2 protein-coding genes are annotated in these 16,279 nt (G+C 71.0%); both read right to left on the reverse strand.

The annotated features are described in order from the left end of the window. Positions 1 to 31: 31 nt before the first annotated feature. Positions 32 to 5,581 carry a type I polyketide synthase gene (locus ACGFNJ_RS31910; RefSeq protein ID WP_393456615.1) on the reverse strand — a complete coding sequence of 1,850 codons (5,550 nt, stop codon included), beginning with the start codon at positions 5,579 to 5,581 and terminating at the stop codon, positions 32 to 34. A 13-nt stretch (positions 5,582 to 5,594) separates the two neighbouring features. After that, positions 5,595 to 16,268: an SDR family NAD(P)-dependent oxidoreductase gene (locus tag ACGFNJ_RS31915; RefSeq protein ID WP_393456618.1), complete on the reverse strand. Its 10,674-nt coding sequence runs from the start codon at positions 16,266 to 16,268 to the stop codon at positions 5,595 to 5,597. Between the last annotated feature and the right edge of the window lie 11 nt (positions 16,269 to 16,279).

Raw genomic sequence — 16,279 nt, forward strand, 5'->3', positions numbered from 1 at the left:
GGCGCGCCGCGAAACGTGCCGTCGTTGAGACTCATTGCTGATCTCCTCGCGCCATCCGAATGAGGGCAGCGGCGTCGAGCTCGTCGATCGAGTCACCGTCGCCTGAGCCAGATTCGGGTGCCGAAGGCTCGTCGCCACCCGCCAATTCGAGCAGGGTGTCGAGCAGGCCGCTGCGGCGCAGGCGCTCGATCGGGATGCCCGCGATGGCGGCGCGAATGGCCTGGTGTTCCGGATCTTCCTTGGCGGGTCCGCCCGCGGCGGCCGCCGGGTCGATCGCCGTGAGCAGGTAGCTGGTCACCGCGGCCGCGGTCGGATGGTCGAACACGAAGGTGCTCGGCAGCCGTAGGCCCGTGATGCGGCCGAGCCGGTTGCGCAGCCCGACCGAGGACAGCGAATCGAAGCCCATGTCCTTGAACGGGCGATCGGGGTCGATCGCGGTCGCCGACTCGTGGCCGAGCACCGCCGAGACCTGTGCCTGCACCAGATCGAGGACCAGTGCCGCGCGCTGATCCTCGGCGACCGCGGACAGTCGCTGCGCCAGCGACCCGCCCGCGGCAGCCGCATTGCGCTCCGGCGTCCGCACCAGCCCGCGCAGCAGCGCGGGCAGGGTCCCGGTCCGCGCCTGCGCCCGCAACTGCGGCAGGTCGAGCTGGACCGGCGCGAGCAGTGCCGTATCCCGTTGCAGGGCATGGTCGAACAGCTCGAGTCCGCGCTCGACCGCGAGCAGGGCGACGCCGGAGTTCTCGATGCGGGCCACGTTCGTGGTGTCGAGCCTGCCCGCCATGCCGGTGCCCTCCGCCCACAGGCCCCAGGCCAGCGAGGTACCGGGCAGCCCTGCCGCGCGGCGTATTTGGGCGAGTGCGTCGAGACCGGCGTTGGCCGCGGTGTAGGTGGCCTGCCCGGGATTGCCGAACAAGGCTGCGCCCGAAGAGAACACGACGAACGCGGCCAGGGGTTGCCCGGCGGTCAGTTCGTGCAGATGCCAGGCGGCATCCACCTTGGGTCGCATGGCGCGCGCCAAGTCCGCCGGGGTGAGCGATTCGACGACACCGTCGGCGAGCACGCCCGCCGAATGCACCACCGCGGTCAGCGGGTGGTCCAGCGAAGCCAGCAGGGCGGCAAGCTGATCGCGATCCGTAGCGTCGCACGCCACGATTCGCACGCTGGCTCCCAGCTCGGTCAGCTCGGCGGCCAGCTCGCCCGCACCCGCGGCGTCGGGGCCGCGGCGGCTGGCCAGCACCAGGTGCCGAATGCCGTGGCCGCGGGTCAGGTGCCTGGCGAGCACCGGGCCCAATCCCGCAGTGCCGCCGGTGATCAGGACGGTGCCGTCGGGGTCGAGCGGCTGCGCGGCCGCGCCGTCCACGGCGGGCACCCGCGCCAACCGGGGTGCGAGCGCCTGATCGCCACGCACCGCGAATTGCGGCTCGTCCAGCTCGAGCAGCCCGGCCCACGGCACGCCCGTGCCGTCGTCGGCACTGCCGAGGTCGGCAAGCACGATCCGGCCGGGATGCTCGGACTGGACGCTGCGCACCAAGCCCCAGGCCGCGGCTTCGGCAAGGTCGGGCGCCGCGCCGTCGGGAGTGACGGCGTTGCGAGTGACCACGACCAAGCGGGTCTCGCCGAGCCACTCGCTGGCCAGCCAGCGTTGCACCGTCTCCAACATGCGAGTGGCGGTGGCTCGTGCCGAGACTGCCGGGTTGTCTTCGGCGGCAGCACCATTCGCGGCGGCGTCGGCTACCGGTTCGATGCGGATCAACACCGCGTCCGGCGCGGCCGCGCCCTCCGCCATCGCCCGCTCCACCGCGGCCAGCTCGGCGAACCGCGCGTTCTGCGGGCCGAGGGCGCCGACCCAGGCCACCTGGAGCGGTGCGGCATCCGGTGCCTGGATGGCGACCCAGTCGAGCCCGTAAAGCGAATCAGGACCGACGCCACGGGCACGGTCGAGCTGCGCGGGATCGGCCTGCCGGTAGACCAACCCGCCCACGCTCAGCACCGGAAGTCCTGCGGCATCGACGATGTCGACCTGCAAGCCGGACGCGCCGTTGTGCGCGATCCGCGCGCGGGCTACGGACACACCCCGCTGACCGGGCCGAATCATGGACCAGGAGAACGGCATCTCGACCGAGGCCCCCGGATCCTTGTCCACCAGCCCGCCTTGCAAGGCGGCGTCGAACAGACCCGGATGCAGCACGTATCCGGCGCCATCGGCATCGTCGGGCAGCGCGACCTCGGTGTAGATCTCGGTGCCGGACCGCCATGCGGCCCGGATGCCCTTGAACAGCGGGCCGTAGTCCAGGCCCGCGTCGCTCATCCGCGCGTACAGATCCTCGACGGCAACGGGCACCGCGTCGGCGGGCGGCCATTGCACCGGAGTCATGCTGTGCTGCAAGGTATCTGCGGTCAGCCAGCCCCTGGCATGGCAAACAGGTTCGGGCTGTTCGTCGTCGGCGTTCGGCTCCGGGCTGGAATACAGCGCGACCTCGCGGCGGCCGTCGTCGTCGGTAGCGCCGACCACCACCTGGACCCGGATCGCGCCGGGTCCGTCGAGGACCAGCGGCGCCTGCAGCACCATTTCGTCCAGCACCGGGCAGTCGACCTGGGCACCCGCTGCCAGGACCAGTTCGACGAGGGCGGCGCCGGGCGCGATGGCGACACCGAACACGACGTGGTCGCGCAGCCACGGCTGGGTGTCCTGCGCCAGCCGACCGGTGAAAACCCATTCGTCGCGGTCACCAACGCTCACCGCGGCGGCCAGAATCGGGTGGTCCACCCGGCTGAGTCCGGCCGCGGCCGCGTCACCGCTGCCCGCACTCTGCGTCAGCCAGAAGCGCTCCCGCTGGAAGGCATAGGTGGGCAACGAGACCCGTTCGGCTCCGGTTTCCGCGTAGTAGGTGGGCCAGTCCACGACGACGCCGTGCACGTGTGCCTCTGCCAGCGAGGTGGCGAAGCGGGTAGGTCCGCCTTCGCCGCGCCGCAATGAGCCAAGGGCCGCAACTGGATTCGCGGTGTGGTCGGCGATCGTCTCCTCGACCGCGATGGTGAGCACCGGATGCGGCGAGACCTCGACGAAGCAACCGGCGCCCTGGTCGAGCAGGGCCCGAACCGCAGGCTCGAAGCCCACCTGGCCGCGCAGGTTCCGGTACCAGTAGCCGCCGTCCAAGATCTCGGTGTCGACGAACCCGCCGGTGACCGTCGAGTAGAACGGAATCGACCCGGACTGCGGTGTCACGTCGGCGAGCAGCTCGGCGAGCTCTGCCTCGATGGTCTCGACCTGCACCGAGTGCGAGGCGTAGTCCACCGCGACGCGCCTTGCGCGGATGCCCTGTCCTTCGCACACCGCGAACAGGTCGTCCAAAGCGTCCGGAGCGCCCGAAACCACCACCGCGGCAGGACCGTTCACGGCGGCCAACGAGGCTCGTCCGTCATAGGGTGCGAGCAATTCGGTGACCCACTGCACCGGTGCGGACACCGACATCATGCCGCCGAGACCGGCCAGACGCTGTGCGATCGCGCGGGACCGCAACGCCGCCACTCGTGCGCCGTCGGCGAGTGACAGTCCACCCGCCACCACTGCGGCGGCTATCTCACCCTGTGAATGGCCGACCACCGCAACAGGTTCCACACCGTGAGCGCGCCACAGTGCCGCCAGCGACACCATCACCGCCCACAGCGCGGGCTGGACCACGTCGACACGTTCGAGGGTCGGCGCACCCGGCTTTTCGCGCAGCACGTCCTCCAGGTCCCAGTCGGTGAATTCCGCGAGCGCCTTGCCGCATTCGCGTAGCCGCTCCGCGAACACTGGTGTGGTGTCGAGCAACTCGACGGCCATGCCGACCCACTGCGCGCCCTGTCCCGGGAACACGAAGACCGGCTTCGCTTCACCCGATCGCCGTCCTTCGACCACATGCTCGGCAGGCTCGGCCTCGACCAGCGCGGTCAAACCGGTGACGAGTTCGGCGTGGTCGCCCGCGATCACCACCGCGCCGTGATCCAGCCGAGCCCGGCTCACCGCCGACGAGTAGCCGACATCGGTGAGCGACAGTTCCGGGTGCGCAATGGTGTACGCGCGCAACCGTTCTGCCTGCGCCCGCAATGCCACCGGAGTTCGTGCCGACACCAGTACTGGAATCGGACCGCGCGCAGTGCCACCGGTAACGGTGATTGCGGCAGGCGCCGACGCCGCTGGTGCCGGTGCTTCTTCGATGATCACGTGCGTATTGGTGCCGCTGACACCGAACGACGAGATGCCTGCGCGCCTGGGATGCCCGTTGGTCCGCCACTCGCGCGCCTCGGTCAACAGGGCGACGGCGCCGGAGTCCCAATCCACGTGCGGCGACGGCGTATCCACGTGCAGGGTCGCAGGCAACAGCTCGTGCCGCAGCGCCTGCACCATCTTGATGACACCCGCGACACCGGCCGCGGTCGACGTGTGCCCGATGTTCGACTTGATCGAGCCGAGCCACAGCGGGTCGCCCGAACGCTCCCGGCCGTAGGTGGCCAGCAGCGCGTGTGCCTCGATCGGATCACCGAGTTTGGTTCCGGTGCCGTGGCCTTCTACCGCGTCGACATCGGCAGTGGTCAGCCCGGCGTTCGCCAGCGCGGCGCGAATCACGCGTTCTTGCGAGGGACCGTTCGGGGCGGTGAGCCCGTTGCTGGCGCCGTCCTGATTCACCGCGCTGCCGCGCACCACGGCCAGTACCCGATGCCCGTTGCGTTCGGCATCGGAAAGCCGTTCCAGCACAAGCAGACCCGCGCCGTCCGCGAACCCGGTGCCGTCGGCGGCGGACGCGTAGGACCGGCAGCGGCCGTCGGGCGAGAGCCCACGCTGCCGACTGAAGTCGACGAACAGCGTCGGACCGGCCAGCACCGTCACACCGCCGACCAAGGCCAGCGAGCACTCCCCCGCCCGCAGTGCCCGCGCCGCCAGATGCAGCGCAACCAGCGAGGACGAGCATGCGGTGTCCACCGACACCGACGGCCCCTCCAGGCCGAGGGTGTACGAAATACGGCCGGACACCACGCTTGTCGTGCCGCCGGTGAGCCGCAGACCCTCGATCTGCGGCACGGTGCCCGCGGGCATCGGTGCGTAGTCGGACGGGCCGACGCCGCAGAAGACGCCGGTGTCGCTGCCGCGCAACGAGGTCGGGTCGATCCAGGCGTCCTCGAACGCCTCCCACGCCGCCTCGAGCAGCAACCGCTGCTGCGGGTCCATCGACAATGCCTCGCGCGGGCTGATGCCGAAGAAGTCGGCGTCGAACGTCGTTGCGTCGCTGACGAAGCCGCCTGCCCTGGTGTAGCAGGTGCCCTGCTGATCCGGGTCCGGGTCGTAGAGCCGGTCCAGATCCCAGCCGCGATCGGCCGGAAAGCCCGAGATGGCGTCGCGGCCACTGGCCACCAGATCCCACAGCTCGTCCGGGGAGTTCGCGCCGGGATAGCGGCAGCTCATCCCGATCACGGCCAGCGGCTCGGTGGCGCGTTCCTCGAACTCGCGCAACCGACTTCGGGCATCGTTGAGGTCGACCGCCATCTTCTTGAGGTAGCGGACCAGCTTCTCCTGCTGGTCCTCGACTGGGGTGGTCATGCTCATCTCCTCGTCACGCCTCGCCGAATTCGGCGTCGATCAGCTGCAGGACTTCATCGGCTGTCGTTGCGGCTTCGATCAATTCGCTGGTGTGCCCGCCGCCGCCGGTGAGGGTGGCGAGCAGGGTGCGGAGCCGATCGGCGACCCGTGGCCGATCCGGCTCGGTGGTCAGCGCGAGCGCTTCTTCGAGCCTGCGCAGTTCCTTGTCGATCGGCGCCTCCGCGTCGACCGCGCCGACCTGGGTGAGCAGCAGCCGGGTCAGCGCCCGCGGCGTCGGATGGTCGAACACCACGGTTGCCGTCAGCCGCAGACCGGTGACCTGGGTCAGCCGGTTGCGCAGCTGCACCGCCGCCAGCGAGTCGAAGCCGACCTCGCTGAACGCCCGGTCCGCGTCGACCGCGGTCGCCGACGCGTGCCCGAGCACGGCCGCGACCTGGGCCTGCACCAGCTCGAGCACCACCCGCTCCCGGTCCGCCTCGGCGACCTCGGCCAAGCGGTCGGCCAGTGTGCCGCTGGTGGTTTCGGTAGGCCGCTGCGGTACGCGGACCAAGCCGCGCAGCAGCGCGGGCAGCATGCCGCCGCGCGCCTGGACCCGCAGCTGCGCGGCGTCGAGCAGCACCGGCGCAAGCAGCGCCGCATCCTGGCCGAGCGCCTGGTCGAACAACTCCAGGCCGAGCTCGGTCGGCAGCGCGGCCGCACCGAGCTGGGCCAGCCTGGCCAATTCGGCCTCGCCGAGCTCGCCGGTCATCCCGGTCGCGTCGGCCCACAGTCCCCACGCCAGCGACTGACCCGGCAGGCCCGCCGCGCGGCGCTGCTGTGCCAGCGCGTCGAGCACCGCGTTGGCGGCCGCGTAGTTGCCCTGGCCAGGGCTGCCGATCAGCGCGGCCACCGACGAGAACAGCACGAACGCAGCAAGATTCGCGTCCGCGGTGAGCTCGTGCAGGTGCCACGCGGCGGCCGCCTTCGGCTGCAACACCCGATCCAGCCGCTGCGGGGTCAGCGACCCGACCACGCCGTCGTCGAGCACACCCGCCGCGTGGATGACCGCGGTCAGCGGCCGGTCCAGTGTCGCGAGCAGCGCGGCAAGCTGCGCCCGATCGCCCACATCGCAGGCCTCGACACGAGCCTGTGCCCCAAGGGCTTCGAGTGCGGTGACCAGTTCGGCCACCCCGTCGGCCGCGGCGCCGCGTCGACTCACCAGCAGCAGGTGCCTTGCACCGTGGCGGCGCACCAGATGCTCGGCGAACACCGCACCGAGACCACCGGTGCCGCCGGTGATCAGCACTGTCCCTTCGGGATCCAGCGTTGTCGTGGTCGGCGAGCCCGGCGTCACCTTGGCCAGCCGCGGCGCGAGCAGTCGTCCGTCGCGCACCGCGAGCTGCGGTTCGTCCAGGTCGATCAGCGCACTCCAATCCGGCTCGGCTGCACCGGAATCAGTGATCCCGACGTCTACGAGCAGGAAGCGATCCGGATGCTCGGACCGTGCGCTCTGCAGCAGTCCGGCCACGGCCGCCTGGACCGGGTCCGGTGCGTCGGTCGCGACGGCACCGTGCGTCACCACGACGAGCTTGGCCGCCGACAGTGCCTGCTCCGCCAACCACCGCTGGACCAGTGCCAGCGCATCGGCCGCCGCCGCGCGGGTGGCATCGGCAGCCGCGCCGGTGGGCACAGCCACCGAGGTGAGCACTGCCTGCGGCACCGGAGCACCCTCGGCGATCGCGTGTGCCAGCGCATCCAGATCGGTGTACCGCTCGCCAGAAGCGGTCAATGAGCCGAGCACCGCAATGCGGGCGGGCCGGGCGGGGCCGGTGGGGACCGGCGCCCAGTCGACCCGGTACAGCGCCCGCTGCCCGCCCTGGCGAGCCGCCTCGAGCTGCGCCTGTTCGACCGGACGAACATCGAGACGCGGCACACTCGCCACGGGCTGTCCGTCGGCGTCGGCCAGCTCCAGCCGCAACGCGGTGGGATCGGCCAGGCCGATCCGCACCCGCAATGTGGTCTGGCCAGGACGGATCAGCTGCACGCCGGACCACGAGAACGGCAGGCCGCCCGGGCTGTCCGCGCCGTTGTCGAGCATGCCGAGCCCGCCGTGCAGCGCGCTGTCGAACAGCGCGGGGTGAATGGCGAATCCGTCAGCGGGACCGGCGGATTCGGGCAACACCAGCTCGGTGCAGACGTCGTCACCGACCCGCCACGCGGCCTGGACGGCCCGGAAGGCCGGTCCGTAGTCGAAGCCGACGTCGGTGAGCTGCGCGTGTCTGCCGACCAAGGTGTAGAGCTCGTCGACGGTGAGCGGCTCGGCGCCGGACGGTGGCCACTGCACCGGCCACAGCTCGGGCGTGGCCGCGGACGCGGCGAGCCAGCCTCTGGCGTGGCAGGTGGCCTCGGCAGGTTCATCAGCTCGAGTTTCGGGCCGGGAGTAGATCACCACCTCGCGGCGTCCGTCGCTACCCGGCGTCCCGACCGTCACCTGCACTTGCCGAGTGACATCGTCCTCCAGGATCAACGGCGCCTCGATGACCAGCTCGTCCACCACCGGGCAACCGACGTGACCGCCCGCGGTCAGCGCCAACTCCACCAGCGCGGTACCCGGCACCAGCACGATGCCGAACACCACGTGGTCGCGGGTCCACGGCTGCGAGTCCTGCGACATCCGACCGGTGAACACCCATTCGTCGCGGTTGCCGACCGGCAGCGCCGCCGCGAGCACCGGGTGCACGATCCGATCCAGCCCGGCCGCCGTCGCATCGCCCGAGTTGGCGGCCGACGTGCCGAGCCAAAAGCGTTCGTGCTGAAAGGCGTAGGTCGGCAAGTCGATGACGCGGGCGCCGGCATGGAACCCGGCCCAGTTCACCGAGACACCGGTGAGGTGCGCCTCGGCCAGCGACAACGCGAACCGGTCGCGTCCACCGTCGTCGCGGCGTAGCGAGCCGACCACACCGGCGCGGCTCTCCGCACCCTGTGCGGCGATGGTCTGCTCGACGGCCATGGTCAGCACCGGATGCGGGGACATCTCCACGAAGCACCCGGCGCCCTGGTCGAGCAGTGCGCGGATCGCAGGCTCGAAACCGACACGACCACGCAGGTTCTGGTACCAGTAGCTCCCGTCGAGGATCTCGGTGTCGACGAATTCGCCGGTGACCGTGGAGTAGAACGGGATCGAACCGGGCTGCGGCGCCACCGGCGCGAGTAGCGTCGCCAACTCCGCCTCGATGGTTTCCACCTGTGCCGAATGCGAGGCATAGTCCACCGCGACGCGGCGCGCCCGAATGCCCTCACCCTCGCAGACGGCGAGCAGCTCGTCCAGCGCATCCGGTGCACCGGAAACGACCACTGCCGCAGGTCCGTTCACCGCCGCGACCGAGACTCGCCCGTCGTACGGTGCGAGTAGTTCGATCACCCTCGCCTCCGGTGCGGCAACTGACATCATGCCGCCGAGACCCGCCAGATGCTGCGCGATCGCCCGCGACCGCAATGCCGCAACGCGGGCACCGTCGGTCAGCGACAGACCACCAGCCACCACGGCGGCCGCAATCTCTCCTTGCGAATGGCCCACTACGGCAATGGGTTCCACGCCATGCGCGCGCCATAGTGCCGCCAGCGACACCATCACTGCCCACAACGCGGGCTGCACCACATCGACCCGCTCGAGCGACGGCGCACCGTCAGCGCTGCGCAGCACCGCTTCCAAGTCCCAGTCGGTGAACTCCGCCAACGCCTTGCCGCATTCGCGCAGCCGCTCGGCGAAAGCCGTTGTGGTATCGAGCAACTCAACTGCCATACCGGCCCACTGCGCACCTTGACCGGGGAAGACGAACACCGGCTTCGCGTCGGTCGCGAGCACCCGGCCCTCGACCACGTGGTCGTCCGGTTCGGCGATCGCCACCGCGGCCAGTCCGGCAAGCAGCACGTCACGGTCGGCGGCGACCACCGCCGCGCGATGCTCCAGCTGCGCGCGGGTCGCTGCCGTCGAGTAGCCCAGGTCGAGCAGCGAGACATCCGGCCTGGTAAGCACGTTGGCGCGCAACCGGTCTGCCTGTGCCCGCAATGCCGCGGGCGTGCGGCCGGAGACGAGCACGACGGCCGGATCGTCGGTCGGCTCGACCGGCGCACCCACCTCCGCCGCGCGCGGCGCCTCCTCCAGAATCACGTGCCCGTTGGTGCCGCTGACGCCGAAGGACGACACCCCGGCCCGGCGCGGATGGCCGTTGGTCTGCCACGGCCTGGCCTCGGTGAGCAGCGAGACCGCCCCCGACGCCCAATCCACGTGTGGCGACGGCGCATCCACGTGCAGGGTGCGCGGCAACAACTCGTTGCGTAGTGCCAGCACCATCTTGATCACGCTGGCGACACCGGCCGCGGCCGAGGTGTGCCCGATGTTGGACTTGATCGAGCCGAGCCACAACGGATCTCCCGCGCGTTCCTGGCCGTAGGTGGCAAGCAGCGCCTGTGCCTCGATCGGATCACCGAGCTTGGTGCCGGTGCCATGGCCCTCTACCACATCGACATCGGCCGGTGTCAGCCGCGCATTGGCCAGCGCGGCACGGATCACCCGCTCCTGCGACGGACCGTTCGGCGCGGTGAGCCCGTTGCTGGCGCCGTCCTGGTTGATCGCGCTGCCGCGCACCACCGCGAGCACTCGGTGCCCGTTGCGTTCGGCATCGGAAAGCCGTTCCAGCACAAGCGCACCGACGCCGTCACCGAAGCCGGTGCCGTCCGCGCCCGCGGCGTAGGACCGGCAGCGGCCGTCCGGCGACACCGCCCGCTGCCTGCTGAACTCGGTCAGCAGGTACGGGCCTGCCAGCAGGGTCACCCCGCCGACCAGCGCCATCGAGCAGTCACCGGACCGCAGCGCCTGCGAGGCAACGTGCAGCGCCACCATCGAGGACGAGCAGGCGGTATCCACCGACACCGCAGGACCTTCCAGCCCGAGGGTGTAGGCGATCCGGCCGGACACCACGCTCGTCGTGGTGCCGGTGAGCCGGTAGCCCTCCAGCTCGCTGGACAGCGCCCCGCCGTAGTCGGTAGTCACGACACCGGTGAAGACGCCGGTTTCGCTGCCGCGCAACGAGGTCGGGTCGATCCCGGCGTGCTCGAACGCCTCCCACGCGGTCTCCAGCATCAAGCGTTGCTGCGGGTCCATGGCCAGCGCCTCGCGCGGGCTGATCCCGAAGAACTCCGCGTCGAACACGTCGGGCTCGGTCAGGAAGCCGCCGCCCTTCGTGTACACCGTGCCGACGTGGTCCGGGTCGGGGTCGTAGATCCGGTCCAGGTCCCAGCCGCGGTCGGCGGGCAGCCCAGAGACCGCGTCGCGGCCTGCGACAAGCAGTTCCCACAGCTCGTCGGGGGACGTGACACCGCCGGGGTAGCGGCACGCCATGCCGACGATGGCGAGCGGCTCGTCGGCGGCGACCGGCCGGGTGCGCGCCACCGGGCGCGAAACCTCCACGGTGCCACCGATTTCGGCGAGGATCAGCCGGGCCACCGCCATCGGGTTCGGATGATCGAAGACCAGGGTCGCGGGCAGTCGCACGCCGGTCGCCTGGTTCAGCCGGTTCCGGAGCTCGACCGCGCTCAGCGAGTCGAAGCCGAGATCCTTGAAAGCCCGGTCAACGCCGATCTCGGCCGCTGAGGCGTAGCCGAGCACGGAGGACACCTGGGCGCGCACCAGCTCGACCACGGTCCGTTCGCGCTCGACCTCGGTGCGCCCGGTCAACTGCTGCGCCAGCGAGCCGCCGGACTTGCTGCGCTGCACCGGCACTCGAACCAGACCGCGCAGCAGCGCGGGCAATTGACCCGCCCTGGCCTGCGTGCGCAACACCGCCGTGTCGAGCAGGACCGGCGCAAGCAGCGCCGCGTCCAGGCCGACCGCGCGGTCGAACAGCGCGAGTCCTTGCTCGACCGGCAGTGCGGCCAAACCTGTTCGAGCCAAACGGGACAGATCGGCTTCGGTGAGCTCGCCGGCCATGCCGCCCTCAGCCCACAGGCCCCACGCCAGCGACGTCGCGGGCAGACCCGCAGACTTGCGCGCGGCGGCCAGCGCGTCGAGCGCGGCGTTGGCGGCGGCGTAGTTGCCCTGACCCGGGCTGCCGATCAACGCCGCGACCGACGAGAACAGCACGAACGCGGACAGTTTCGCGTCCGCGGTCAGCTCGTGCAGATGCCAGGCCGCGTCCAACTTGGGGCGAAGCACCCGCTGCACCTGTTCCGGGGTGAGCGCGTCGATGACGCCGTCGTCGAGGACACCCGCCGCGTGCACCACGGCCGTAGGCGGGTGGTCGAGCGTCGCGAGCAGTGCGGCAAGCTGATTCCGGTCGGCGACATCGCAGGCTTCGACTCTCGCCTGTGCACCAAGGGATTCGAGTTCGGCGACCAGTTCGGCCACCCCGTCTGCGGCCGCGCCGCGCCTGCTGACCAACAGCAACCGCGGAACCCCGTGCGCGGTCACCAGGTGCCGCGCCAGCACAGCGCCCAAACCGCCGGTGCCGCCGGTGATCAGCACGGTGCTGTCGGCGCCGAACGGTGTGCCGGACGGCTCGACGTCGGTGCGGGCCAGCCGAGGTGCCAACAGCTTTCCGTTGCGGAACGCGAGCTGCGGTTCGTCCGTGTCGAGTGCGGAAGCCCAATCGAGTTCCGCCGCATCGCCATCGACGAGCAGGAAACGTCCAGGGTGCTCGGACTGAGCGCTGTGCACCAGGCCCCACACCGCCGCGCGCGCCGGATCCGGCGTCGAATCGGCGGCGGCAGCCACCGCATTCCGCGTCCTGATGACCAAGGTGGTGCCGTCGGCGAATCGTGCGTCGGCCAGCCACCGCTGTAGCAGGCCGAGTGTGTCCAGCGTCGCCGCGTGCACCGCCGCCGGGATCGCCACGTCAGCGCCGACGATCGGCACCACCACCGCGCGCGGCGTTGCGGCACCGATAGTCAGATCATCCAGCGCGGTGGCATCGTCGAGGTGCACGATTTCGCCGGTAGCGCCGGTGGTTTCGCTGATGACCGGCACCCACTCGACCGTGTGCATGGCCGAACCGCCACCCGGCCCGCCTGCGCCGAGCCGGTCCTGTTCGACCGGTCGGACCGCGAGCGCCTTGATCGAGACGACCGGAGCGCCGCTGTCGTCTACGGCATCCAGGCGCAGTGCCGAGTCTCCGGTGACGGCGGCGCGCACACGCAGTCGGGTGGCGCCAGGGCGATCGAGGCGAACACCGTTCCAACTGAAGGGCATTCGCTGCCCGGACACACCGTCCGTCAGCAGAATGACCCCGCTCTGCAATGCCGCGTCGAACAGCGCCGGGTGGATGCCGTAGCCACCGTCGGTCAACGCGGCGTCGTCGGCGCCGGGCAGCACGACTTCCGCGTAGCTTTCGGTCGCGGTACGCCAGGCCGCCTGCACGCCGTGGAACACGGGCCCGTAGTCGTAACCGATGTCGGCGAGGCGGCCGTACAGTGCGTCGACCGGAAGTTCGTCGGCGTCCGCGGGCGGCCACTGCTCGGGCCATGCGATGGCGGGCTCGGCGTCCGCGCCGAGGGTGCCGCGGCCGTGACAGGTGCCGGGTCCGTCGGTGTCGTCGCCGGTTTCGGGCCGCGAATAGACGGCGACCTCTCTGCGCCCGTCCGTTCCGGCGGCGCCCGCGACAACCTGCAGCTGACGGGTGACACCCGCGGTCATCACCAGGGGTGCTTCGAGCACCAACTCCTCGAGCACCGGCGTCCCGATGTGGCGTCCGGCCGTGAGCGCCAGCTCGACCAGCGCAGTGCCAGGCACGACCATGCTGCCGAGCAGCAGGTGTTCGCCGGTCCACGGCTGGGATTCGGTGCTGACCCGACCGGTGAACAGCCATTCGTCGCGGTCGCCCACGCTCACCGCGGCGGCGAGCAGCGGATGATCGAGCCTGCCGAGCCCGGCGGCGCCGGGGTCGCCGCTGCCGGTAGTCGGCGAGAGCCAATACCGCTTCCGCTGGAAGGCGTAGGTGGGCAGCGTGATTCGTGTCGCGCCGGTTCCGGCGTAGTAGGCGGCCCAGTCCACCTGGACGCCCGCGAGGGACGCGCGGCCGAGGAAGGTCGCGAAGGTCGCCGACTCGGACCGTCTGGCCCGCAGTGCGGCGACCGTGAGCACCTCGTCGGCCTGCGCGTCCAGGGTCTGGCGGGCCATGGCGGTCAGCACCGCGTCCGGGCCGAGCTCCAAGAACTTGCGGACCCCGAGCCGGAAGAGCTCCTCGACGCCGTCTGCGAAGCGCACCGCTTGGCGCACATGGTCGACCCAGTAGCGCGGCTCGGTCACCGCGGCGGTGGCCAGCGTGCCCGTCACGTTGGACACGATCGGCACCGTCGGCGCATGGAAGGTCAAACCCCTTGCGACGGATTCGAATTCGTCGAGCATGGGATCCATGTGCGGCGAGTGGAAGGCGTGCGAGACGCGCAGCCGGGTGGTCTTGCGGCCCGACCAGCCTGCCAGCCACTCCTCGGCGGCGGCACCGTCACCGGAGACCACCACCGCCTGCGGGCCGTTGACGCCCGAGATCACCAGTCGCCCTGCGTAATCGGCCAGCGACTCCGCTACCTCGGCCTCGCTCGCCTGCACCGCGATCATGGCGCCGCCCGTCGGCAGCGCGCCCATCAATCGGCCGCGTGCCACCACCAGGGTGGCCGCGTCGGCCAGCGAAAGCACGCCGGCGACATGGGCCGCGGCGAGCTCGCCGACCGAGTGGCCGATCAGGTAATCGGCACGCACGCCGAACGATTCGACCAACCGGAACAGCGCGACCTCGACCGCGAACAACGCGACCTGGGTGTACTCGGTCGCATTCAGCAGCTCCGCCTCGGGGCTGTCCTTCGGCGCGGCGAGCAGTGCGCGGACCGAACGGCCGACCCGCGGATCCAGTTCGGCGCACACCTCGTCCAGTGCCGCGGCGAATGCCGGAAACGCCTGCGCCAGACCGGCGCCCATCCGGGTCCGCTGCGCACCCTGTCCGGTGAACAAGAAGGCGGTCTTGCCGCCGACCGACCGCCCGAGTGCCGCATCGGATCCGGCGTCGCCGTCGGCGATCGCGGCCAGCCCGGCGATCAGTTCGTCGGTATCGGCGGCCGTGACGACCGCACGGTGCTCCAGCAATGCCCGCGAAGTCGCCTGAGTGAAACCGACATCCGGCAGGAACGTGTCGGGCTGCCCGGCGAGTGCGGACCGCAACCGCGCCGCCTGCGCGCGCAGCGCGGCCTCGGTGCGCCCCGACACGACCACTGGCACCGCACCCGACTGCCGCGCCGAGACCGGTGCGGTCTCCGCAGCATCGGGTTCGACGCTGACCTTCGGCGCCTCCTCCAGAATCACGTGCGCGTTGGTGCCGCTGATGCCGAACGAGGACACCGCGGCCCGGCGCGGCCGCCCGTTACCGCGCCATGCGCGTTCCTCGGTGAGCAGCTCCACCTGCCCGGAGGCCCAATCGATGTGCGGTGACGGCTCGTTCGCGTGCAAGGTGCGCGGCAGCAGGTCGTGCCGCATGGCCTGCACCATCTTGATCACCCCGGCCACGCCTGCCGCGGCGGAGGTGTGGCCGATATTGGATTTCACCGAGCCGAGCCACAGCGGCGCGTCGATCCGCTCGCGCCCATAAGTGGCCAGCAGCGCCCGCGCCTCGATCGGATCGCCCAATTGCGTTCCGGTGCCATGCCCTTCGACCGCGTCGATCTCGGCAGCGGTGAGCCCGGCATCGGCGAGCGCGGCCCGGATCACCCGCTCCTGCGACGGACCGTTCGGCGCCGTGAGCCCGTTGCTCGCGCCGTCCTGATTGACCGCGCTGCCGCGCAGCAGGCCAAGGATGCGGCGGCCGTTGCGCCGCGCGTCCGAGAGTCGTTCCAGCACAAGCAGGCCGAGGCCGTCGGCGAAGCCGGTGCCGTCCGCGCCTGCCGCGTATGCCTTGCATCGTCCGTCCGCGGCCAGCCCGCCCTGCCTGCTGAACTCGACGAACAGGAACGGCCCCGCCAGCACGGTCACGCCGCCCGCCAGCGCCAGCGAGCATTCCCGCGACCGCAATGCGTTGGCCGCCAGGTGCATTGCCACCAGCGACGACGAGCAGGCGGTGTCGACGGTGACCGCAGGACCCTCCAGCCCGAGGCTGTAGGCGACGCGGCCGGACACCACGCTGCCCTGCGTGCCCGCCAGCCGGAACCCTTCCAGCTCCGGCGGCATCGCGCCGCCGTAGTCGGAGGTCACCGCGCCGGTGAAGACACCGGTGTCGCTGCCGCGCAACGAGGTCGGATCGATCCCCGCGTCCTCGAGCGCCGCCCATGCGCCTTCCAAGGTGAGCCGCTGTGCCGGATCGATGGCCAGTGCCTCACGCGGGCTGATGCCGAAGAACTCGGCATCGAAATCACCGACGCCCTCGATGAATCCGCCGTTGCGTGCGGTGACCGTGCCGTGCCCGCTCTGCTCGAAGAGCCGCTCCAGATCCCAGCCGCGATCGGTGGGCAGCGGGGTCATCGCGTCGCGGCCATGAGCCACCAACTCCCACAACGCCTCCGGCGTGTCGGCGCCGCCGGGGTAGCGGCAGCTCATGCCGACGATCGCCACCGGCTCGCTGTCGCGGTCCTCGAGTTCGCGCACCCTGCGGTTGGCGGTGCGCAGTTCAGTGGTCACCTTCCGCAGATAGGTGCGCAGTTTCTGCTCGTTCTGCTGGGCGTCGTCGCTCATCGAAGAACTCC

Origin of the sequence: Nocardia sp. NPDC049149 (assembly GCF_043197455.1) — a bacterium.
GTDB lineage: Bacteria > Actinomycetota > Actinomycetes > Mycobacteriales > Mycobacteriaceae > Nocardia.

Coding starts and splice junctions, on each gene's coding strand:
- ACGFNJ_RS31910 (WP_393456615.1), bottom strand. CDS start 5,581: ATGACCACCCCAGTCGAGGACCAGCAGGAGAAGCTGGTCCGCTACCTC.
- ACGFNJ_RS31915 (WP_393456618.1), bottom strand. CDS start 16,268: ATGAGCGACGACGCCCAGCAGAACGAGCAGAAACTGCGCACCTATCTG.